The organism is Bacteroidota bacterium, assembly GCA_008933805.1.
Lineage (GTDB): Bacteria > Bacteroidota > Bacteroidia > UBA8524 > UBA8524 > SB11.
In genome coordinates, this window is the sequence record WBUH01000008.1 from 1 (window position 1) to 23,271 (window position 23,271).

Here is a 23,271-nt window from a genome sequence, read left to right on the forward strand (position 1 = left end):
GTCGATGCTTTTCTGCAATTCGGGTGAGGTCGAACCCCTAAATCCCCTAAAAGGGGACTTTTGCCCAATGACAAACCCAATATGATAAAAGGTATGACGTTTTGCAATCCCTTCGCCTTTAGATGAGAGCGGGGTTAGGAAAGTCTTTGCTTTCTGCAATTTGGGTGAGGTCGAGCCCCTAAATCCCCTAAAAGGGGACTTTTGCCCAACGACAAACCAATATGATTAAAAGGTATGACGTTTTGCAATTCCCTCGCCTTTAGGAGAGGGCGGGGATGGGGAAGTCGGTGCTTTTCTGCAATTCGGGTGAGGTCGAACCCCTAAATCCCCTAAAAGGGGACTTTTGCCCAACGACAAACCCAATACGATAAAAGGTATGACGTTTTGCAATTCCCTCGCCTTTAGGAGAGGGCGGGGTTGGGGAAGTCGATGCTTTTCTGCAATTCGGGTGAGGTCGAACCCCTAAATCCCCTAAAAGGGGACTTTTGCCCAATGACAAACCCAATATGATAAAAGGTATGACGTTTTGCAATTCCCTCGCCTTTAGATGAGGACGGGGTTAGGAAAGTCTTTGCTTATCTGCAATTTGGGAGAGGTCGAACCCCTAAATCCCCAAAAAGGGGACTTTTGCCCAACGACAAACCAATATGATTAAAAGGTATGACGTTTTGCAATTCCCTCGCCTTTAGGAGAGGGCGGGGATGGGGAAGTCGTGCTTTTCTGCGATTCGGGAGAGGTCGAACCCTAAATCCCCTAAAAGGGGACTTTTGCCCAATGACAAACCCAATATGATTAAAAGATATGACGTTTTGTAATTCCCTCGCCTTTAGGAGAGGGCAGAGTTGAGTAAGTCGGTGCTTTTCTGCACTTCGGGTGAGGTAAATTCATCCTTCAAAATTTTGGTTCATCGGCTCGTTTATTCATTCGTCAGAAATAGCTTTAGTACGTCTTAAGGCAGCCATAGTTTTGTTAAAAAATCAAAAGAAACTATGGACTCTAAAAATTTTACTACACCTTTCAAGCCGCTGTACATAGCCACATTTGTTGCTGCTTTTTTGTTGTGCGGTACAGTAAATGCACAGCTTAATAACATGTTTACTGATACTTTGAACAAAGTATTGGCAAAAAGGGTCTCTCAGTATAGTTTGAAAGGGGTTTCGGCCTCAGTGGTTTTTTCTGATGGCAGCACTTGGAAAAAAACCGAAGGCAATGCAGGGACTCAAGTATTAGATCCGTCTATGCTATTTGAAATGGGCAGCAATACCAAAACCTTCACTGCCGCTCTTATACTGCTGCTGGAAGAAGAAGGCAAACTATCAATAGAGGATACTATTTACAAGTACCTATCTCCATTGAAAAATGTAACCTACGGTATCACCATCAGGCAATTGCTAAATCACACCAGTGGCTTGTATAACTACACAAATCACCCTGATTTTTATGATAAAATAAACAATTCAGAGCCCGGCGTGAAGTGGGATATTGATACGGTATTGGCTACCTATGTTGGTACTAAATTGGCAGACCCCGGGGTAACACACGAGTATTGCAACACCGGCTTTATTTTACTGGGTAAGATAATTGAAAAAGTAGAGGGTAAGCCTTATCACGTGGTGTTGCGTGAAAAGATACTGGATAAGCATAACCTAAAGCATATTTTCTTACAGGGCTATGATACTTTTACAGAACAAAGGGCAGAGACTTGGCTTAGTAACGGAGTTTATTTTGATGAAACCTTCGTATCGTTTTTAACGGCTGCATGGGCGGCAGGGGGTATAGTTGCTACTGCCGAAGATTTGGCTCTTTGGGCGCATAAACTGTATAGCGGCGAGGTGCTTTCGGAGGCATCGATGACAAAAATGACTACGAAACTTAAAATTGGAAACACCACGTATCCTATGGGGCTAAGTATGTTTTTTACCTCTTTTTTGGGGAAACAGTTTTGGGGACATGGCGGAGCAACCTTGCAAAACAGCGAAATGGAATACAGTGTGTCATCAAAGTACAGTGTAGTAGTGGTATGCAACGAACAAAATACTTACACAGAAGCGCTGACTATTAAACGTGCAATTGAAGAGGTGCTTGAGTCGTCATTACCCCCGTTATCAGTTGTTGAAGCTGAGAAACCTCAGTTTAATGTTTATCCCAATCCAGCAAACGACGTGGTGAACATAAGCATTGATAATGCTGCTGCAAACAATACGGTAAACATTTATACTATTACCGGACAACTAGTGCAGCAGTATAAAATTGAAAGTAATAATTTGCAGTTGCATAAAGACAATATAGGCACGGGCGTATTTATTGTTGAAGTGGCTGCTGATAACGCCACGGCTACACGCCAACGAATAGTGCTGTATTAATTAACTTGTGCATTTAAACACAGATGCTTACTGCTTACGAAAAATATTTAAGCAAAAGGGTAAATAACCAATGGTTGTACGAAAACCTGCGGCATTTACCCTTGCTGCTTTTGTTTCAGTTGTTATTTACCGCTTTGTGGGTGGTAACAGCATTGTTGGATGAAGGGACAACCATAGCATTTAATGAGCTTATGTTGCATTCGTTTCTGTTTCAGGCTGAGCTTTTAATAATCCCCGTTTGTGCCATAAATACTATTTATTTTATTCAGTTAAAAGCAGTTCAAAAAAGAATAAAGCCTACAAAAACAATCCTGTTAAAACTGCTGGCCACAGTGGTTGGGGTGCTTATCGGGACTGCAATAACAGAAAGTATTTATGCCGGATTTGGCATTGTAGATGACGATATAATCTCCTTTGGTAAATATACTATCGACCCGATAACCACTAATTTTATTTCTTACTCGCTGTTCTCATTGTTCATTTCTATTCCACTCTTTATAAAACAGGCAAAACGCTATGAATTACTATTGGAGTTGAAAGAGAAAGAACTGCATATACAACAAACAGAACAACTTCTTGCCCAAGCCGAGCTGGAAACGTTACAGGCAAAAATTAACCCGCATTTTCTTTACAATGCACTAAATTCTATTGCAGGGTTGATACACGATGAGCCCGACAAGGCTGAAAAAATGGTGCTTTCGTTGTCCGATTTATTCAGGTATAGCCTTAACTCACAAGGGAAAGTATACACCACCATTGATGAAGAAATTACCATGGTGCAAACCTATTTGGATATTGAGAAAACAAGGTTTGAAGACCAATTACAGTTTTCGATTATCGTTGAAGAGGGCTGCGGGAATTATTTGATTCCCCGTTTTTTGGTGCAACCCTTGGTAGAAAATGCCATAAAGCACGGTACATCAAAGGTGGCAAGGGGCGTATTAGAAATAGCAGTAACAAAACATCAGGAATCACTACACATAATGGTAGCGGATAATGGCCCCAAATTTCCTGTGCAGCTTACCACTGGTTACGGGATGCGTAATGTGAGCGAAAAACTGGATTTATTATTCCCTAAAAATAACAGTGTCAGTTTTTATAACGACCCTAAAAAATATATTTTAATTGAAATTCATCAGTTAAAAACACATGGCCATGAAGTATAGCACATTAGTTGTGGATGATGAAAGGATTGCGCGCAACCGAATGATAAAGCTGCTTGAAAAGCACAGCGAACATATTGATATTATTGGGGAGGCTGAAAATGGCATTGTGGGACTTGAAAAAATAAATACACTTCGCCCGCAACTTGTGTTTTTGGATATAGAAATGCCGGGACTTACCGGGTTTGAGATGTTGCAAAAGGTAAACTCACAACCCAAAATAATATTTACCACTGCGTATGATGAATACGCACTGAAAGCATTTGAGGAAAACTCGGTTGACTATTTAATAAAACCTATTCACCCCGAAAGGCTTGAAAAAGCCATCAATAAACTAAATCAGTTGGATAGTTTTTCGGCATTGCAGCAGTTGGCGCAGCAACTAAGCAGCAATACCCGGCAAAGTGCATTAAATACCATATCAGTATCAATAGGAAATAAAATAGTATTGGTTAAAATAGAGAACATCATTTTATTTAAAGCCGAGGATAAATACGTAACCGTTTTTGATACCGACGGGAATAAACACATCATCACTCAAACCCTTAATTATCTTGAGGGACAACTGCCGCCTAACTTTATCCGTGTGCATCGCACCTACATAATAAACAAAGATAAAATCGTAGAGATTCGTAAAACCTTCAGCAGTCGTTATTCATTCATCATGCAAGGTGCAACGGATGAAACCATACAAACAGGCACCAGTTACACTACTGCAATCAAAAAGATGTTTAGTTTGTAGGAAAGCTATTCATAAATTGCCGCACCACACATAATATCAGCAAAAACCCTCCACGATGCTTCATTAGAATCAACACCCGATTTCTGGTTATCGTACATGCCCTGTATATCTTCTGTGTACGCAATCATGGCCTCAAGAAAAAGCTCAAGAGTATTGTTTTCCCATTTGTCTTTGTTCTTAAGGTAATCTTTATAAAAAAAATCTAAGAAGGCAATAAAATCTTCTTTGGTTTTTAAATCATCCGTTTCGATTTCGTAGGGCATAGAGGTATTGATATATAATCCAATATTACAACATGCCTCTCTCTTTTTCCTATTTTTGCACCACCAAACGCTATGCCCATTACCCCCGGTCCTTTATTGCAGCCCATACAATCACCTCAAGACCTTAAAAAGCTTTCGGTGGCTATGTTGCCTGCACTTTCATCCGAATTACGCCAATACCTTATTGATACCATTTCGGTATACGGAGGGCATTTTGCGGCTAATTTGGGAGTGGTAGAACTGACTGTAGCGTTGCATTATGTGCTTAACACCCCTTACGATAAATTAGTGTGGGATGTGGGCCACCAAGCCTACGCACACAAAATACTTACGGGACGAAGGGATAATTTTCATACCAACCGTTTGTTAGGCGGCGTGAGTGGTTTTCCAAAGATGGCCGAAAGTGAATACGATACCTTTGGCACAGGACACAGCAGTACTTCCATATCGGCAATAGTGGGTATGGCTGCTGCCGGCAAATTGTTGGCGGAAAACCGCAGCTATGTGGCAGTAATCGGCGATGGTGCACTCACAGGCGGCTTGGCCTTTGAAGGACTGAATCACGCTGGTGCGCTGCAATCGGATGTGTTGATTGTGTTGAATGATAACTCCATCAGCATTGATGCCAATACCGTTGCCATACGCGAGTATAAAAATTATTTCGAGTCGTTAAAAATCAACTATTACGGCTCTGTTGACGGACATGACGTTCAACAATTAGTAAGCGTATTAACTGAACTAAAAACAGTAAAAGGCCCTAAGTTGCTGCATTGCCTTACCACCAAAGGCAAAGGCTTTGAGCCTGCCGAAAAAGAACAAACCAAGTGGCATGCACCCGGTGTGTTTGATAAAATTTCGGGGCAGATTGAGAAAAAGATACACAACCAACCCAAACCACCTAAGTATCAGGATGTATTTGGGCATACTTTGCTTGAACTGGCCAAACTGAACCCTAAAATTGTAGGGATTACTCCCGCAATGCCCAGCGGCTCAAGCATGAATATTTTAATGGATGCCTTGCCCGACAGGGCTTTTGATGTAGGCATTGCAGAGCAACACGCAGTAACTTTTAGCGCAGGGTTGGCTACACAGGGCTTGGTGCCGTTTTGCAATATCTACTCAACGTTTATGCAACGGGCATACGACCAAGTGATACACGATGTGTGTGTGCAAAACCTGCCGATGGTATTTTGTTTGGATAGAGCAGGGCTTGCAGGTGCCGACGGGCCTACCCATCACGGGGCGTTTGATTTGGCTTTTATGCGTTGCTTGCCTAATATGATAGTTGCCGCCCCTATGAACGAAGAGGAACTGCGTAATCTGATGTACACTGCTCAACTTAATCCGCAACGTCCCTTTACCATACGTTACCCAAGAGGGAATGGCGTAATGGCCGATTGGCAAACCCCGTTTACCGCAGTTGAAATAGGAAAAGGCAGGATGCTGCAAGAAGGCAGCGATGTTGCCGTATTGACAGTGGGTACTGCGGGCAATTTGGCGCAAGCTGCCATTGCGCGGTTAGCAGGCAAATTATCAGTAGCACACTACGATATGCGCTTTGTGAAGCCTATTGATGAAGCATTATTGCACCAGGTGGCTAAAAAATTCAATAAAATAGTAACCGCTGAAGACGGCTGCCTTGCCGGAGGCTTTGGCAGCGTAGTGCTTGAGTTTTTTGCAGACAATGGCTATACCCCAAAAGTGAAGCGTTTAGGGATACCCGATAACTTTATTGAACAAGGCGAACAAGAAGAATTGTACAAAATTTGCGGGTACGATGAAGACAGTATTGAAAAGGCAATACTTGAAATTGTGAAATGACCCGCGATCAACTTGAAAAAGGACTTGCAAAGTATATACCCTTACCTGCCGTGCCGCTACTGGCACAATGGGTGATAGAGTTTGGCGCGCACTTGCGCATCACCAAAGCCCGTAACTCAAAATTGGGGGATTACCGACATCCCTATGCCGGCGAAGGGCATCGTATTACGGTTAACCACAACCTAAACCCGTACTCGTTTTTGATAACCTTGGTGCATGAAATGGCACATCTTACCACTTGGAATAAATACCGCAATAAAGTAAGTCCGCACGGACCTGAGTGGAAAAACGAATATAAAATACTGATGCGCGAAGTAGTAAAACTAAAGGTGTTTCCGTTGGATATTTATAACGCATTGGTAGCCTATATGCAAAACCCCGCGGCATCCAGTTGCAGCGATGAGGATTTGTTGCGTACCCTGCGTAAGTACGATGTGAACAAAGAGTTTGAGCATTTGGAAGAATTACCCGATAACTCTTTGTTTGCCTTAGATAACGGCATGGTGATGCGTAAAGGCCCCAAATCGCGCAAGCGGTATAAATGCTACGAAGTGAACTTGCGTCGTTATTACATGGTTAGTCCCTTAGCGGAGGTGAAACGTTTGGAGGAGTGATACATCCCACTCCGTCATGCCGAACTCGTTTCGGCATCTTACTCACTATTCACGATATATACTAATGAGATCCCGAAGCTAGTTCGGGATGACTGCGATATTCCTCCTCCTGAATCCTCCTCTCCAGGAGGACATTAGGATGCAGACTTACTTCACAATCTTTACAAATATCAATACTCGTTCGCAGTTCAATGTCCCCCGCTTGCGGGGGTAGGGGTGGAAAGTACGCCCAAAACGGTCATTCTGAACTTGTTTCAGCATCGCATAACTATCCTCAATACCAATGAGATCCCGAGACAAGCCCGGGAGGACTGGGAGCTGAACGAAATAAAAAAGGGGAGTTGTTTACTAAACAACTCCCCTTTTTAGTTTCTATTAAACCGGCACTACAATACGTTGCGCCAGTTTATTTCTTTTGAAAGTATCTCTTTCAACTTCGCAATAGGCACGCGCTCTTGTTGCATGGTATCACGGTAGCGGATGGTTACCTGCTCATCCTGCAAACTGTCGTGGTCAACAGTGATACAGAAAGGAGTACCAATCGCATCGTGGCGGCGGTAGCGTTTACCAATGGCATCCTTCTCCTCGTAAAAACAATCAAAATCAAACTTCAAGTCGTCCATTATCTGGCGAGCCTTTTCAGGCAACCCGTCTCTTTTAAGCAAGGGGAAAATCGCCAATTTAATAGGAGCCAATATTGCAGGCAGCCTTAATACCGTGCGTACATCTGTCTTGCCGTCAGCCGTAGGTACTTCTTCCTCGTGGTAGGCATTGCACATGGTTAGTAAAAACAAGCGATCAAGTCCTATACTGGTTTCTACCACATAAGGGATATAATTACCGTAAGCCTTGCCGTTCTCGTCCAACTCAGCATCAAAATACTGTATCTTTTTACCGCTCATATTTTGGTGCTGGGTTAAGTCATAATTGGTTCTGCTATGAATACCTTCAACCTCTTTAAATCCAAAAGGAAATTCAAACTCAATATCTACCGCTGCATTAGCATAAAATGCCAATTTAGTATGGTCATGAAAACGGTATTTGTTTTCGGGAACTCCCAAGTTTTTATGCCATTTCATACGAGCTTCTTTCCAGTATTCAAACCATTGCATTTCAGTGCCGGGTCGAACAAAGAATTGCATTTCCATTTGTTCAAACTCGCGCATACGCATAATAAACTGGCGTGCAATAATCTCGTTACGGAACGCCTTACCCACCTGTGCAATACCAAAGGGTATCTTCATACGGCCGGTTTTCTGCACGTTCAAAAAGTTTACAAAAATACCCTGTGCAGTTTCGGGGCGCAAGTACACCGTATCGGCCTCATCGGCTACACTACCCATTTGGGTGCTGTACATAAGGTTAAACTGGCGCACATCCGTCCAGTTGCGCGTTCCGCTAACAGGGCAAGCAATTTCATGCTCAATAATCAAATCACGCAAGGCTGAAAGGTCTTCACGCTCCAAAGCCTCGTCCATTGCAATTTGCAAACGTCCTGCCTTTTCGGTTTTGCCTTCCTTCATATACTTTTCAATGCGGTCTTCAAGCAACTGGTCAGCACGGTAGCGTTTTTTGCTGTCCTTATTATCAATCATAGGGTCGCTAAAACCATCAACGTGTCCGCTGGCCTTCCAAACTTTGGGATGCATAAAAATAGCGGCATCAATACCCACAATATTTTCGTGCATTTGCACCATGGCTTTCCACCAATATTCACGTAAGTTGCGCTTCAAGGCTACCCCGTTTTGTCCGTAATCATACACGGCTCCCAAGCCGTCGTATATCTCGCTTGATGGGAAAACAAACCCGTATTCTTTACAATGCGATACTACTTTCTTAAAAATATCTTCTTGGTTACTCATACTAATTATGCGGTATTGTCCTATTTTTGCTCCGCGCAAAGCTACTTATAATCAAAAAGCGCAAAAAGTTTTTCTTTTGTAAAGTTAAATTGTATATTTGCGACCCCATAAAAAAGAGATAGTTACAATACAATGGCAAACCATAAATCGGCACAAAAACGTATAAGGGCCAACGCAGCCAAGAGGTTAAGGAACCGTTACCAAGCAAAAAGCACCCGTACGGTTATAAAAAACATACGTAAAAGCAAAACCCGCAATGAAGCGGCAAGTCTTTTAGACAAGGTGTATAGCATGCTTGATAAATTGGCTAAGAAAAACATTATCCATAAAAACAAAGCTGCTAACCAAAAATCGAAACTTACCCGCTTTACAGCACAACTTCCTGCTTAATTTTTTAAGCAGAGAATAGGATATTTTAAGCCCGCAATGCGGGCTTTTTTTGTTTTGAGCCTATTGAAACGGATTGAAATCCTTTGTTGGTGAAATTACAAGCGGTTGCAATTTTTAAATAGAGATGGACTTTAGTCTATCGATAAAAGACAATTATCCAACCCCCTCTTTCACACAATTGTTTTAGATATTACCTTGCCTTTTGGCTATCTTTGCAAACTTTTTATAATCAGATATGCTTACAGTTTCTAATGTTTCCCTACGCTATGGCAAACGGGTGTTGTTTGATGAGGTAAATGTGAAATTTACCCCCGGCAATTGCTACGGTGTTATTGGTGCCAACGGCGCAGGAAAATCAACTTTCATAAAAATTCTTTCGGGCGAGGTTGACCCTAATACAGGTAGCATTTCTATGCTGCCCGGTATGCGCATGAGCGTATTGAAGCAAAACCACTTTGAGTTTGACGAATACACGGTTTTGAATGCTGTAATTGTGGGTAACCGCAAGCTGTGGGATATTATGCAGGAAAAAGACACCCTGTATGCAAAGCCTGACTTTAGCGATGCCGACGGACACCGTGCGAGCGAACTTGAAAGCGAGTTTGCAGAAATGAACGGCTGGATGGCCGAAAGCGATGCGGCTGAATTGCTTAGCAACTTGGGCATTGGCGAGGATATGCACTACCGCCAAATGAACGAATTGAGCGGTAACCAAAAGGTGCGCGTACTATTGGCGCAAGCACTGTTTGGTAACCCTGATATTTTGCTACTGGATGAGCCTACCAACGATTTGGATATTGAAACCATCAATTGGTTAGAGGACTTTTTAGCGGATTTTAAAAACATAGTGATTGTTGTATCGCACGACAGGCACTTTTTAGATACTGTGTGTACCCACATTGTAGATATTGATTTTAACAAACTACAGATATACACAGGTAACTATACGTTTTGGTACGAAGCCAGCCAACTTGCTTTGAAGCAACGCAGCGACCAAAACAAGAAGATGGAAGACAAACGCAAAGAATTGCAGGATTTCATCTCAAGGTTTAGCGCTAACGCTTCAAAATCAAGGCAGGCAACCAGTCGTAAAAAGTTGCTTGAAAAACTTAACATCGACGAGATACAAGCCAGTACCCGCCGTTATCCCGGTATTATCTTCCAACAGGAACGTGAGGCCGGCGACCAGATTTTAGCGGTTGAAAACCTTTCAAAATCATTAGACGGTGAGGTATTGTTTGATAAAATCAACTTTACACTGAACAAAGGCGATAAAGTAGCGCTGGTTTCTAAAAACAGTATGGCACTAACTACGTTCTTCAGAACATTGATGGACGAAGTGAAACCTGATACGGGCGAGCACCGCTGGGGAGTTACCATCACAACGGCTTACCTGCCTAACGATAACAGCAGCTTTTTTAGCAATGTTGACCTAAACCTTGTGGATTGGTTGCGCCAGTTTAGCAAAGAGAAAGACGAGACATACATACGCGGATTTTTAGGTCGTATGTTGTTTAGCGGTGAGGAAACCCAAAAAATGGCCAAAGTTCTATCGGGAGGTGAAAAGGTACGTTGTATGACCAGCCGTATGATGCTGCAAAATGCCAACTTCCTTGTATTGGATGAACCTACTAACCACTTGGATTTGGAATCGATTACTGCCTTTAACAACGCATTGATTGATTTTAAAGGCGGTGTGTTGTTTACCAGCCATGACCACCAGTTTATGCAAACAGTTGCTACCCGCATTATAGAAATTACCCCACGCGGCACAATTGATAAACTGATGACATTTGATGATTATATTAGCAGTGCTGAAATTAAAGAACAGCGCGAAGCCATGTATGCCGGAACGGCCTACGCGGTATAATCCTTATTAATACTAAACACAACCATAAAACTCTCATGAAAAAGTTTTTTTTGTCAGCAGGTTTTACTGCACTACTATCAATTTTGGCATTAACTAGTGTTGCCCAAAAAGAATCAAAAAAGGTGAAACTTAAAACATACAACGACTCTGTTTCGTATGCAATAGGTGTATTGTACGGTAACGGCTTAAGGGATCAAGGTTTCGACAGCCTTAACACCGAAATCCTAACGGCTGTTTTAAGTGATATTTTGAACAAAAAACTTGCAGATAGCGCTTGCAGGATAAGCCGTGATAACGCTACCCCGCTAATTAATAACTACTTCACCCAAAAGCAGGAAAAAGTTGCCTTAAACAACCTTGCTGAAGGAGAAGCTTTTTTGGCTAAAAACAAAACCAATGCAGGCGTTGTTACTTTACCCAGCGGTTTGCAATACAAGGTAGTTACTGAGGGTACAGGCAAAAAACCATTAGCTACTGATAAAGTAACGGTGCACTATACCGGTACTTTGATTGACGGCCGTAAGTTTGACAGCTCTGTTGATCGCGGTGAGCCGATTGATTTCCCCTTGAACGGTGTAATTGCAGGTTGGACTGAAGGTTTGCAATACATGAGCGAAGGTTCTAAATACATCCTTTACATCCCGGCAAAACTTGCCTATGGCGAGCGCGGTGCACAAGGTTCTATTATCGGGCCTAATGCTACCCTTATTTTTGAAGTTGAGTTGATTAAAGTAAATTAATTACCCTTTATATATTTCGATTATGACAACTGAAAGCACAAATTTCTTAGAAAATAACAAAACCAAAGAAGGTGTTGTTACCCTTCCCAGCGGTTTGCAATACAAAGTAATTACCGAAGGTACGGGCGCAAAACCCGGCCCTACCAGCAACGTAACTGTACACTATACAGGTATGTTGACTGACGGTCGTATTTTTGACAGCTCTGTAGAACGCGGACAACCTATTTCTTTCCCTCTAAACCGTGTAATTGCAGGTTGGACTGAAGGTTTGCAGTTGATGAGCGAAGGTGCTAAATACACCCTGTTTATCCCTTCAAACTTGGGATATGGTGCTTATGGTGCTCCCGGCAGCATTATCGGTCCTAACGCTACGTTGATTTTCGACGTTGAGCTTATCCGCGTAGGATAATCCTTTTACATTTAGCATTGAACAGCTATACAGCCCCGACTTTGTCGGGGCTTTTTTGTTATTATGCGTTAATTAGTAATGCTCTCCCTAACTGGTTTCGGGAACTCATCAGTATTTTTTGTGAATAGAGAGTACGATGCTGAAACAAGTTCAGCAGGACGGATTAATGCCCGATTACGGTGCACCAATCCTTTACCATTTTAAAATGGGGAATGGTTACTTCAATAAAGGGGTGTCCGATGATTTCGTAGCCCAAATCAAGGTAAAACTGAGCGGCAGTATCACGGGCGTGCAACTCGATGCGGCAATACCCGTTATCAACAGCATAAATCTCAGCGTTTGAAACCAACTGCTGCCCTATACCTTGGCGCTGCATTTCAGGCTCTACAGCCACTTGACGCATCTTTAAGGTATTATCGTCAATTATTACGTATGCAAGACAAGCCACAAGTTGTCCTTCGCCGTATGCAGCCATATGTATCTGGTTAGCCTCAGCAGCAAGTTCGGCTTCGGTAAAAGCTAAACCCAACGGCTGCCGCAATACACGGTCGCGTAAATCCACAACTTGCCTATACTCGGCTGAATTGTGTTCTATTGTTTTAAAAGTAAGTTTCAAAAAAGTTACTCGTTTGTAATTGCCTTCTTTTTCAAAGCAAGTATTGAGAAATCAGAATCCTCTTTGCGGATGGTGTTACTAAGATGTCCTAAGCCCGTTATTTCCATCTCTACCACATCATTGGCTTGCAACCATTGCGGTTTAAAATTCTGAGGGTCTAAACGCAGTCCTGTGCCGTTCAATTCTAAGAAACAACCCGTTCCTACAGTACCTGAACCAATCACATCGCCGGGCCATATATCAACGCCATAGGCGCAACGTTCCACAATTTCAGCAAACGTCCAATCCATGCTGCCTACACTACCTTCAGAAACCAGTTTACCATTTACCCAGCACTTCATGTTCAGGTCGTAATTATTACCCACATGACCTGCTTTGGCAGGTATTTTATACGGCTCTAATTCATCAGGCGTAACCAACCAAGGACCTATTACAGTGCTGAAATCTTTACCCTTTGCAGGGCCAAGATTTAGCAACATTTCTTCCATTTGCAGGGTACGGGCACTCATATCGTTCATAATCATGTAACCCGCGATGTATTGGTCGGCCTCTTCGGCTTTCACATTACGTCCGCGCTTACCAATTACGATGGCCGCTTCCAACTCAAAATCCAGCTTCTGAAAATGATCGGGCATACACCAAATATCACCAGGGCCTTGTATGGCGTTGTGATTGGTGAAATACATGATGGGATACTCGTCAAACTCTTTAATCATCTCCACTCCCCTGTTTCGGCGTGCTGCCTCCACGTGCTGACGGAAGGCATAACCATCGCGGCAACTGGTGGGGTTTGGAACGGGAGCCAGCAACGTGGCTTTATCAGCTTTTATAGCAAACTCACTGTATTTGCCTTCGTTTACTATCAAACTGTTAATCTCTTTTGCACGCTCCATAGCACCGTCGCCTTTGCGCAGAAACTCAAGCATGGCATCGGGCATCGTATGGTCGATACGTTGCAAAGGATATATATTTCCGTCGTGGAAGATGCCCAAATGGGCAGCATCGTTTTGTTGCTGGTAGGTAACTAATTTCATTGTATCCTGTATCTGCGGTTTATGACCGACAGTTAATTATTTGCCAAAAAATCTTTTAGTGAAATAATGTTTTCTATCTCCATTGGGTTTTGGCCGGTTTCATCAGCGATGAAAATAGACAACCAATCCATTTTATGGATGATAGAGAATATCATGCGCAGGCTTAGGGTTTCAACCATAATGTGCACCACGCGGTTATTTTCTTTTTCAAGCAAGCCGTTCACAAACTCAAAACGTTCAACTACGCGTTCATGGCTATTACTGTTCAACAATATAAAATTGGCATCCAGTTGTCCGTAGTATGATTCAATAACGTTGTGGTTAGCTTCGGGCAGAATGTTGCAAAACGCTTCTTTTTTGCTGTTCTCTTGCAATTGCTGGCAGGCGCGGATGGCTGTAGCCTCCAATGGTCCATCGGCAATTATTATGTATTTGCTGTTTAGGTAGCGGCCAAATTTTTTCATGATGCCCATAGCAGCTTCTTGGTGCTCATCCTGATTTTGCAAGTTTTCGATACACTCAGCAAAATCGGCATCAATATCTTGGTTAATCAACTCAGCAAATATTTTCAGCAAAAACCCGAACGAATATCCTAAGGCCATGCGGGGCTGAAAACCGCCTGCAACGGTGTAATAGGTTAATCCGTGTTCTTCGGCAAGGTTCATTAACTGACCGCCGGCAGTAACTGCCAGCATGGTGCAACCTTTGGCTTTGCCTTGCTCAAAAACAGATAAGGTTTCCTCGGTATTGCCTGAGTATGAACAAAGCACCAATAAGGTTTTGTTGTTTACATACCCTGGAAGGTCATAATCCGACACTGTATCAACAGGAACAGGCATTTGAGCGGCAAAGTATGATTTGGTTAACTTGCCACCTATACCTGAGCCACCCAAGCCTGCAATTACAATATTGCTGTAACTGGCAGCTTGCAAACCGTGAGGTTTGTAGTTTTGCAATACATACTCAAGTTGGGTATAAAATGTTTTCAGCGACTCGGGATGTGTGATCATAGCAGATTATAACTTATTGTTTTTGCAGATATACTAATTTTTCGGGCCAAATACCTAAAAACTTACTTACGAGTTTAGCGACCTGTTTGCTGTTGCAGCAAGGGCTGCCTCTTTAAACGCTTCTGAATAAGTAGGGTGTGCGTGGCTAATAATTCCTATGTCTTCAGCACTTGCCCTAAACTCCATCGCTACTACTGCTTCGGCAATCATATCGGCTGCGCGGGCACCAATCATGTGCACACCAAGTATTTCGTCGGTTTGTTCGTCGGCCAATACTTTTACAAAACCATCTAAATCAGCGCTGGCACGGGCACGACCCAATGCACGGAACTGGAATGAACCTGATTTGTATTTACGTCCGTCGCGTTTCAATTCTTCTTCGGTATAACCCACAGCGGCTACTTCTGGCCATGTGTATACCACACCGGGTATCAACAGGTAATTGATGTGTGGTTTTTGTCCGGCAATCTGTTCAGCCACATAAACACCTTCTTCTTCGGCTTTGTGAGCAAGCATGGCACCGCGTATTACATCACCTATTGCCCAAACACCGTCAACGGTGGTTTTGCAATGGTCGTCAACAGCAATACGACCGCGCTCATCAGTTTTCAAACCAATGTTCTCCAAGCCTAACCCGTCGGTATAAGGGCGGCGACCTACTGATACTAAGCAATAATCGCCTTTAAATTCAACTGCTTTACCGTTTTTATCTTCGGCGGTTACGGTTACTTCATCACCATTTACAGTAGCACCAGTTACTTTGTGGCTCAGGTAAAAATCAAAGCCCAGTTTTTTAAGTACACGCTGTAGTTCTTTACCCAAGGCTTTATCCATAGTTGGGATAATACCATCGGCATATTCAACCACTGAAACTTTAGTTCCCAAACGGGCATACACACTACCCAATTCAAGACCGATAACACCACCGCCAATTACCACAAGGCTTTTAGGAACTTCTTGCAATTCTAAAGCTTCGGTAGATGTGATGATGCGTTTTTTATCAATCACTACCGTTGGCAATGATGAAGGTTTTGAGCCGGTTGCAATGATTGTATTTTTGGTAGTGATGGTTTTTTCGCCATCCTTACCGCTGATTTTTACGGTGTTTTTGTCAACAAAAGAACCCAACCCTTCATACACATCAATCTTGTTCTTTTTCATCAAGTAGGCAATACCATCGGTGTTACCTTTCACCACGTCGCGTTTACGGGCAATCATCTGCTCCATATTCACCTTAAGGTTACTTAGCTCAATACCGTGTGTTGCAAATGATTTCTCAGCATTGTGGTAATGCTCTGATGAATCAAGCAACGCTTTTGAAGGAATACAGCCTACGTTTAGGCAGGTACCGCCAAGCGTAGGGTATTTTTCGATAATAGCTGTTTTGAAGCCTAATTGTGCAGCACGGATTGCTGCAATATATCCACCGGGGCCTGAACCGATTACGGTTACATCGTATTGCGACATAGATTTACTTAAAATTTTGCCGCAAAAATAGGTATTTATAGGTACTATTACCCTATGGTGGCGTTATCAGTATTATAATTATACAAAGCGACAAATATGACATTACCTGTAAGCAACTATATTACACAAAAGTCACTCTACATCAGAGTACTAACCTTGCTGTTTAAATGCCCATAAGATTGCGTGCGTTATTTGCTTTCATTTTGGTATTCTCTTTCCTGTATGGCAAGGGACAGCAATATTCATCAGAAGGCACCGATTTTTACGTCAGCTTTTTATTACGGCCTAACACCAACCCCCAGTGCGATGTAACACTTTCATCATCAATCAATACGATTGTAAACATCAGTAATACTGCCAAGGGGTTTTCACAAAACATACCCATTATCGGCGGAGTTCCGTATACAGTTAATGTCCAAAAGGCGTATTGCACCCCCGATGCTAATAATACTGTTGGTAGCGAGGCATTACGCATTACCTCGCCCACACCCATTACGGTGTATGCAATGAGTTATATTTCGGCCATTGCTGATGGAGCGTTGGTGTACCCAAAAGATGCTTGTGGAAGCGAATATTACACCTCGTCGTTCGAGGCAATTACAACGGGAGTGCCGTCTAAATTTGTAGCCATTGCGTTTGAAGACAATACCACATTAAGAATTACCCCAAAAGTAAACACCAGAGGCAACCACACAGCAGGAACTCCATATACCATTAACCTGAACAAAGGCCAAACCTATATGGAAATGGCTCAGGGGCTATTGGATTTAACAGGCACCCACATTGTTGAGACAAACGGAAAAAAGTTTGCACTGTTCAGCGGTACTGAATGTGTGAATATACCCAACACTTTGTGCCCGTATTGCGATGTTTTAATGGAGCAAATGTTACCCGTTACGGCATTGGGCAAACGCTATCTCTTGGCTCCGCTTTCGTCTGATTTAATTACACCAAAATACACCTACCGTATCATTGGCACGGTAAATAACACAAAAATCAGAACCAACGGGGCACTAACCAATACTATACAAAAGGGCGAAATTATTACGGTTTTTGACCAAATAGGGGCTATAAGCATTGAGTCTAGCGAACCCGTTATGGTGGTACAATACCTGCAAGGTTCATCGTGTGTGAAGGTGGGAGACCCTGCAATGGTGGTAATACCTTCATTAGAGCAGTTTATTGACCGCGTGAGTTATGCCACAGCCACCTACTCACAGTTTACAAACCATTATTCATACATTCTGGTTAACACTACCTCCATCGGATTGTTAAAAATAAACGGAAACGCAGTACCGGCTTCAAATTTCACACAGTTTGCATCTATGCCCCAGTATAGCTATACCAATATAAGCTTACCCAGCGGAAACCACTTGGTAGAATGCAGCAAAGGCTTTTTGATGATTGCCTACGGGTATGGCAAGGACATTAGCTACGCATACATTGGCGGGAGTAGTTTTAAGAACCTTAGCCACCACATTGCGGTTTCGCCGCCGCTTTGCGGCTCGCTAAATTTTACAATGAACAATGAGGGCGACACCAGCTTGATAACTTCCAGCTTTTGGGACTTTGGCGATGGAACTACTGACACAGGAAAACGGGTGCAAAAAACCTACACCCAGCACGGCACCTATACTATCAGTAACATTATAACTTCACCCATCAAGCTAGACCCTGACACGGTTCAACAAATAGTACGCACCCTTCCCTACCCTTCGTTGGGACTTGTAATCAACGATACGGCACAGTGCTTAACTACTAACTTTTTTATTTTTGACGATACCTCTGTATTTCATAACGGTTCAACTAAAAAGAAACTGCAATGGAACTTTTCTAATACTGCTAATGCAGTGCTTGACAGTATTAAAGTATTCAGAGGATTTACCGACACCGGCATTTATACGGTGAAATTAACCGCTACCTCTTCTGATAATTGTGCTGAAAGCAAAACCCAAAAACTGTATGTGTATCCCGGTGTTAATATAAATGTTCAGTACACTGATACGTTGCTGTGCCTGAAAAACAACCGGTTCGCTATCACAAACACCTCAAACGTTAACGGCGGGGCAATAACCAAAACAAAGTGGGTTTTTAGCGATGGCGACTCCTCTTTATTAGCCAATCCTCCTGCAAAACATTTTGACACTGCCGGAACGTACACCGTCACCGTAACAATGACCTCCGACAAAGGGTGTGTTAGTTCACATAGCAGAAAGTTGTATTTGCTGCCCAACCCTTCTCCCAACTTTACTGCAACTGATATTTGTGCGGGTGATACAGCACATTTTATAAATACCACCACCGACACCGCGGGTAATGTTGAGCGTTGGCTGTGGCAACTTACCAACGGAGATACTGCCTCCACACAAAACTTCGATTACACTTTTACAGATACCGGCTATAAAACAGTATCGCTGGCTGTTTATACAAAATTGGGCTGTGTTGACACCACCATTAAAGAGAATGCTATTAGGGTAAAACCAACGCCCAAAGCAAGTTTTGTTATTGTGCCAAAAGACAGTTCGGGGTTCTTTTATACGTTGCTTTTTGACAACACATCTAAATGGGCACAAACCTATTTCTGGGATTTTGCCAACGCAGAAACCAGTACCGAAGAAAGTCCCACACGTACATTCACCAAAACCGACTCTTACGCGGTGAGTTTAACAGCTTATAATGCTGATGGCTGCGAGCATAAATTTGATACGGCATTTAAACTGGTTTTACCTTTTGAGCTTTACATACCAAATGCCTTTACACCCAATGACAGAGACACGTTGAACAGTGTGTTTAAAGTGGTTGGCTTAATAGGGGTAAAACAATTTGGGATGCAAATTTTTAACCGCTGGGGAAGTTTGTTGTTTGAAACAAACGCCATTGAAACCGGCTGGGACGGCACCTATAAAAGCATTGCCGTGCCTGAAGGGGTGTATTTGTATGTGGTGAATATTATTGCCGAAAATAAAGTGCAAAACTTCAGAGGTACATTCCATCTGCTAAGATAATTGTGGAGGATTAGGCACAAATATGACACGGGATAGACAAACATTTCGTCTAAAAAAGCCGAAAATCCCGCGTTAAAACTTCACGATTACATAACTTTGGATGTAAGTTTCACTAGCCACGCCGATACGTAATGCACACATCCCAACCTGTTTTAGTTTTAAAAACCTTTTTAACAGGGATTTGCGCAATTCTTCTATCACTAGTCAGTACCTCACTAATATCTCAGGTAATTCAAAAAGAAGCCAGTATTTGGTACTTTGGACAAAAGGCGGGAATTCATTTTAATACCTTACCACCACAAGCACTTACCAACGGACAACTTACAACAAGCGAGGGATGTGCCACAATTTGCAATGCGCACGGAAATCTGCTTTTTTATACCGACGGTATCAGAATTTTTGATAAAACTCATAACCAAATGCCCAATGGTAACGGGCTTACGGGTAATCCGTCTTCCACCCAATCAGGCATCATAGTTCCAAACCCTGATAGTGCCCACATTTATTATGTATTCTCAACCTCAGGGGGAGGAATAGGTGCACAAACAGCTTACTCTATTGTAGACACTACCCTAAATAGCGGAAACGGCGATGTGAAAGTGAAAAACGTTGCACTGCTAAACCAAGGCGGCGAAAAGCTTACCGCAGTAAAACACAGCAACGGGAAAGACTATTGGGTAATAACCCACCAAAGCTTAACCGATTCTTTTCACGTGTACTTAGTTACAGGTGCAGGAGTAAACCCAACCCCTGTAATAAGCGAAGTAGGTTTCCATCAATCGTATCTGGCCATTGGGTATTTAAAAGCCTCGCCCAATGGGCAAAAATTAGTGGGTGTTGAATACCTTAGCAAGTTTGCTGAGATGTTTGATTTTAATCCCACTACAGGGATAATATCTAACGCCCAAATGTTAGATACAGGCAAAATGTTTTACGGGGCTGAATTTTCTCCATCCGGTGACTACTTGTATATAACCTCAACCACAACCGCACCCCAAGAATTAGTTCAATACAACCTAAGAGCCGGAAGCTACGCCAATATTCTGGCATCAAGAACTGTCATCAAAAACTTTACCGTACAAACACCAGGAGCTTTGCAGTTGGGACCCGACGGAAAAATATACATGTCATTAATGCCTACTACTTTTTTGAGTGCTATTGAATTCCCTGAAAAAAGTGGAAGTAATTGCGGCTTTATAGATAGTGCAGTAAGCCTTAACGGACGTACATGCCATTATGGTTTGCCTACATTTATACAAAGCTTTTTTAAACGCTTAACTGTTGATATTGGGCACGAAGAGCCAATGTGCGGGAGCCTTTCAATAAATATGTGGAATACTGGTGATACGGCAAAGGTTTTAAACAGCTTTTGGGATTTTGGAGACGGAACTACTTTAAACAATGGTCTTTTTGTCAACAAAACCTATACTAAACACGGCACATACAGCATCAAAAACATCATTCATCTCGGTGGTGATTTTCCCAGAGTTGACACGGTAGTTAAGGTTATTAAAACCAAGCAAAATCCCACAGCAGGTTACAATATCACTGCAACAACAGCTTGCTTAAAAAACAACTATTATCAGTTTACAGATACTTCAAAGTATTATCACGGAAGTAGTGTGAATGAAACCGTGTGGACATACACCGATGCCGCCTCACTACCTAAGAAAAACCTATTAACAATATCAAGACGGCATACATCTACCGGACTAAAGGGTGTTAAGCTGAAAGTAACATCTAATGAAGGATGCGCAGATTCGGTTACTACCACATACACAATTGAACCTGATGCCGTTTCAGCTTTCACAATAGGAGGCGACCAATGTTTTAATACCAACCGTTTGCAACCCTACCCGCTAAGCACTATCGACACTCCTGCCTATATTAACGGCTTCGCTTGGGATTTTGGAGACGGAACTAAGGATACAGCAGCCAACCCTGTAAAGGTGTATGCTGACACGGGCGACTACAATATATCACTGATTACATTTGCTGATAATGGCTGCCACGATACTGCTTTCAATAGCTTTGCAGTAAATCCTTCGCCCAAAGCAACCATTATTGTAGCTAATGTTTGCCAGTACGATTCATTGATAATAAAGAATACTTCTACAATTAAAAAAGGGACTCTTACCTATAAATGGTGGTATGGCGATGGGCACACCGACACTGTGTTTGTGAAAAACAGGTTGTATAAAGATACCGGAGTAAAATTATTAAAGCTGGTAGCTACATCTGAAATGCTTTGCAGCGACAGTATGATTGTGCCTGTAAAAGTAATGCCCAGTCCCAAAGCTGAATTCAGCATCGGCACTTTGTGCGACGATATTAATACCCCCTTCACTGATAATACACAACGATTTGGGGACACCGTGCTTGAAAACAAATGGTATTTTGGTGATGGGGCACAACAACAAAACACAGGCAGTGCTACGCATATATACAACGATTCAGGTTGGAGGTACGTAAAACTATACACAAAAACTGTAAAAGGCTGCGACGATAGTATTGAAAAACGGGTGTACATAAGCCCCCGCCCTTATGTAAACTTTTACATTAACGACAGTTTGCAATGCCTAAGCAGCAACTACTTTACCTTTTCTGAATCGGTTGTGTTAAAAAACGGTTCGGTTTACTCGTTCCAATGGAAATTTAACGATACCTCAGCAGGTAGCGGCCCGTTTTGGGGCGGAGCTTTGCCCACTCACGGGAAATACGATGTAAAATTGATTGCCGTTACCGATAGTGGTTGTATTGACTCTACTGAAAAGCAAGTTGTGGTGTGGCCGCAAGCGTCTTTGGCTGTCGCGGTAAATGACACAAGCCAGTGCGTAGGCAGTAACTCGTTCATACTTACCAATAATTCTACAATCAGTCAGGGTACTTTGAGCTATGTTTGGAAGTTTTCTTCAGGGCAAACCTACACATCAGCTAACCCACCCGCTATGAGCTTTGCAGTACCGGGTGTGTACCAAACATGGCTGGTAACAACTACCGACAATGGCTGCAAGGACTCAATGTTTAAAAACCTCTATATCGAATACAATCCCCAAGCCGACTTTGTTACACAAACCATCTGCGAAAACGACTCAGCATACTTTGTAAACACCACAACCGGAGATGCATCGGGCTGGCTTTGGTATTTTGGAGACGGAGGGACATCAATAATTAAAGAGCCGATATACAGATATTCGGCAGCAGGTGTGTACAAAGTAACCTTAATAGGTCGTTCGGCCAATGGCTGCGGCGACACAATGGTTAAAGACAGTGGTGTGGTAGTGAGTCCGGCTCCTAAAGTGTATTTTACGGCTGAGATTGGCGATAACGTATCAGGAAACACCAACGTAAACTTTATCAATAAAACCCTTTTCGGCGATAATTTTTCGTGGGCATTTGGCAATGGTGGATTCAGCAGGGCAAAAAACCCCTCTGAGTCTTATAAAGATACCGGATACTTTAAAGTAATCCTTTCGGCCATTAATAACTTCAACTGCTTTGATGAGTTTGATACGATACTGTATCTGGCACCTGACTATAACATTGTTATACCCAATGCATTTACCCCAAACAAAGATCCGCTAAACCCAACCTTTAAGATAGAAGGCACATATTATTATAGTGAGTACGAAATGAGGATATTTGACCGTTGGGGTACGTTGATATTTTTATCAAACAATCCGGTTGAGGGCTGGAGCGGCGAATATGAAAGCACCCCTTTACCCGATGGCGTATATACTTACACAATAAGGTTGGTAGATTATTTGGGCAAGGTACGGGTACACAGAGGCACCCTGCACTTGTTGAGATAAATTACTGATTTAATGAAATTAAACGTTTGCGCAGGCAACAATTTTTATATTTGAGGGCACTTAGTATTAATCAATCTCCGTTAGCTATAG

17 protein-coding genes are annotated in these 23,271 nt (G+C 42.6%); 11 read left to right on the forward strand and 6 right to left on the reverse strand.

The features are described from left to right. Nucleotides 1–989: 989 nt before the first annotated feature. Genes F9K23_09165 through F9K23_09175 form a run of 3 tightly spaced genes read left to right on the forward strand, consistent with a single transcriptional unit; the run spans nt 990 to nt 4,268 of the window. Entirely contained in the window at nt 990–2,363 is a 1,374-nt protein-coding gene (locus F9K23_09165; GenBank protein KAB2915892.1) for a serine hydrolase, read from the forward strand. Between the two features lie 23 nt (nt 2,364–2,386). After that, a complete protein-coding gene (locus F9K23_09170; protein ID KAB2915893.1) occupies nt 2,387–3,529 on the forward strand; it encodes a hypothetical protein in 1,143 nt (380 codons plus the stop codon). After that, on the forward strand, nt 3,513–4,268 hold the full coding sequence (locus tag F9K23_09175) for a response regulator (GenBank protein ID KAB2915894.1): 756 nt from the start codon (nt 3,513–3,515) through the stop codon (nt 4,266–4,268). Before F9K23_09170 ends, F9K23_09175 begins: the two co-directional genes overlap by 17 nt. A 5-nt stretch (nt 4,269–4,273) precedes the next feature. Here F9K23_09175 and F9K23_09180 read toward each other — a convergent pair whose 3' ends face one another. Then, on the reverse strand, nt 4,274–4,531 hold the full coding sequence (locus tag F9K23_09180) for a hypothetical protein (protein KAB2915895.1): 258 nt from the start codon (nt 4,529–4,531) through the stop codon (nt 4,274–4,276). A gap of 72 nt (nt 4,532–4,603) precedes the next feature. Here F9K23_09180 and dxs point away from each other — a divergent pair, with 72 nt between their 5' ends. Beyond that, the gene (gene dxs, locus F9K23_09185; protein KAB2915896.1) at nt 4,604–6,352 is read left to right on the forward strand and encodes a 1-deoxy-D-xylulose-5-phosphate synthase; all 1,749 of its coding nucleotides are present in this window, start codon (nt 4,604–4,606) and stop codon (nt 6,350–6,352) included. Then, the gene (locus tag F9K23_09190; GenBank protein ID KAB2915897.1) at nt 6,349–6,966 is read left to right on the forward strand and encodes a SprT family zinc-dependent metalloprotease; all 618 of its coding nucleotides are present in this window, start codon (nt 6,349–6,351) and stop codon (nt 6,964–6,966) included. The genes dxs and F9K23_09190 overlap by 4 nt, the downstream gene beginning before the upstream one ends. 386 nt (nt 6,967–7,352) lie before the next feature. On the opposite strand, the gene F9K23_09195 is transcribed toward F9K23_09190, so the two are convergent. Beyond that, nucleotides 7,353–8,828 carry a glycine--tRNA ligase gene (locus F9K23_09195; protein ID KAB2915898.1) on the reverse strand — a complete coding sequence of 492 codons (1,476 nt, stop codon included), beginning with the start codon at nt 8,826–8,828 and terminating at the stop codon, nt 7,353–7,355. Between the two features lie 132 nt (nt 8,829–8,960). Between F9K23_09195 and F9K23_09200 the strand changes: the two genes are divergently transcribed. From F9K23_09200 to F9K23_09215, 4 genes are all read left to right on the forward strand, one after another. Beyond that, nucleotides 8,961–9,218: a 30S ribosomal protein S20 gene (locus F9K23_09200; GenBank protein KAB2915899.1), complete on the forward strand. Its 258-nt coding sequence runs from the start codon at nt 8,961–8,963 to the stop codon at nt 9,216–9,218. A gap of 235 nt (nt 9,219–9,453) precedes the next feature. Then, the gene (locus tag F9K23_09205; GenBank protein KAB2915900.1) at nt 9,454–11,088 is read left to right on the forward strand and encodes an ATP-binding cassette domain-containing protein; all 1,635 of its coding nucleotides are present in this window, start codon (nt 9,454–9,456) and stop codon (nt 11,086–11,088) included. A gap of 35 nt (nt 11,089–11,123) precedes the next feature. Further along, nucleotides 11,124–11,828: an FKBP-type peptidyl-prolyl cis-trans isomerase gene (locus F9K23_09210; protein ID KAB2915901.1), complete on the forward strand. Its 705-nt coding sequence runs from the start codon at nt 11,124–11,126 to the stop codon at nt 11,826–11,828. A 22-nt stretch (nt 11,829–11,850) separates the two neighbouring features. Continuing rightward, entirely contained in the window at nt 11,851–12,237 is a 387-nt protein-coding gene (locus tag F9K23_09215) for an FKBP-type peptidyl-prolyl cis-trans isomerase (GenBank protein ID KAB2915902.1), read from the forward strand. A 163-nt stretch (nt 12,238–12,400) separates the two neighbouring features. On the opposite strand, the gene F9K23_09220 is transcribed toward F9K23_09215, so the two are convergent. From F9K23_09220 to lpdA, 4 genes are all read right to left on the reverse strand, one after another. Then, the gene (locus F9K23_09220; GenBank protein ID KAB2915903.1) at nt 12,401–12,853 is read right to left on the reverse strand and encodes a GNAT family N-acetyltransferase; all 453 of its coding nucleotides are present in this window, start codon (nt 12,851–12,853) and stop codon (nt 12,401–12,403) included. A 5-nt stretch (nt 12,854–12,858) separates the two neighbouring features. Next, a complete protein-coding gene (locus F9K23_09225; GenBank protein ID KAB2915904.1) occupies nt 12,859–13,887 on the reverse strand; it encodes a fumarylacetoacetate hydrolase family protein in 1,029 nt (342 codons plus the stop codon). A 32-nt stretch (nt 13,888–13,919) separates the two neighbouring features. After that, nucleotides 13,920–14,897 (reverse strand): bifunctional phosphoglucose/phosphomannose isomerase, encoded by a 978-nt coding sequence (locus tag F9K23_09230; GenBank protein KAB2915905.1) that lies wholly within the window; start codon nt 14,895–14,897, stop codon nt 13,920–13,922. Between the two features lie 66 nt (nt 14,898–14,963). Further along, the gene (gene lpdA, locus F9K23_09235; protein ID KAB2915906.1) at nt 14,964–16,364 is read right to left on the reverse strand and encodes a dihydrolipoyl dehydrogenase; all 1,401 of its coding nucleotides are present in this window, start codon (nt 16,362–16,364) and stop codon (nt 14,964–14,966) included. A 167-nt stretch (nt 16,365–16,531) separates the two neighbouring features. Here lpdA and F9K23_09240 point away from each other — a divergent pair, with 167 nt between their 5' ends. Both F9K23_09240 and F9K23_09245 read left to right on the forward strand, forming a co-directional pair. Further along, the gene (locus F9K23_09240) at nt 16,532–19,369 is read left to right on the forward strand and encodes a T9SS type B sorting domain-containing protein (protein KAB2915907.1); all 2,838 of its coding nucleotides are present in this window, start codon (nt 16,532–16,534) and stop codon (nt 19,367–19,369) included. A 131-nt stretch (nt 19,370–19,500) separates the two neighbouring features. Continuing rightward, entirely contained in the window at nt 19,501–23,181 is a 3,681-nt protein-coding gene (locus tag F9K23_09245; protein KAB2915908.1) for a T9SS type B sorting domain-containing protein, read from the forward strand. Nucleotides 23,182–23,271: the final 90 nt, after the last annotated feature.

Coding starts and splice junctions, on each gene's coding strand:
- F9K23_09165 (KAB2915892.1), top strand. CDS start 990: ATGGACTCTAAAAATTTTACTACACCTTTCAAGCCGCTGTACATAGCC.
- F9K23_09170 (KAB2915893.1), top strand. CDS start 2,387: ATGCTTACTGCTTACGAAAAATATTTAAGCAAAAGGGTAAATAACCAA.
- F9K23_09175 (KAB2915894.1), top strand. CDS start 3,513: ATGGCCATGAAGTATAGCACATTAGTTGTGGATGATGAAAGGATTGCG.
- F9K23_09180 (KAB2915895.1), bottom strand. CDS start 4,531: ATGCCCTACGAAATCGAAACGGATGATTTAAAAACCAAAGAAGATTTT.
- dxs (KAB2915896.1), top strand. CDS start 4,604: ATGCCCATTACCCCCGGTCCTTTATTGCAGCCCATACAATCACCTCAA.
- F9K23_09190 (KAB2915897.1), top strand. CDS start 6,349: ATGACCCGCGATCAACTTGAAAAAGGACTTGCAAAGTATATACCCTTA.
- F9K23_09195 (KAB2915898.1), bottom strand. CDS start 8,828: ATGAGTAACCAAGAAGATATTTTTAAGAAAGTAGTATCGCATTGTAAA.
- F9K23_09200 (KAB2915899.1), top strand. CDS start 8,961: ATGGCAAACCATAAATCGGCACAAAAACGTATAAGGGCCAACGCAGCC.
- F9K23_09205 (KAB2915900.1), top strand. CDS start 9,454: ATGCTTACAGTTTCTAATGTTTCCCTACGCTATGGCAAACGGGTGTTG.
- F9K23_09210 (KAB2915901.1), top strand. CDS start 11,124: ATGAAAAAGTTTTTTTTGTCAGCAGGTTTTACTGCACTACTATCAATT.
- F9K23_09215 (KAB2915902.1), top strand. CDS start 11,851: ATGACAACTGAAAGCACAAATTTCTTAGAAAATAACAAAACCAAAGAA.
- F9K23_09225 (KAB2915904.1), bottom strand. CDS start 13,887: ATGAAATTAGTTACCTACCAGCAACAAAACGATGCTGCCCATTTGGGC.
- F9K23_09230 (KAB2915905.1), bottom strand. CDS start 14,897: ATGATCACACATCCCGAGTCGCTGAAAACATTTTATACCCAACTTGAG.
- lpdA (KAB2915906.1), bottom strand. CDS start 16,364: ATGTCGCAATACGATGTAACCGTAATCGGTTCAGGCCCCGGTGGATAT.
- F9K23_09240 (KAB2915907.1), top strand. CDS start 16,532: ATGCCCATAAGATTGCGTGCGTTATTTGCTTTCATTTTGGTATTCTCT.
- F9K23_09245 (KAB2915908.1), top strand. CDS start 19,501: ATGCACACATCCCAACCTGTTTTAGTTTTAAAAACCTTTTTAACAGGG.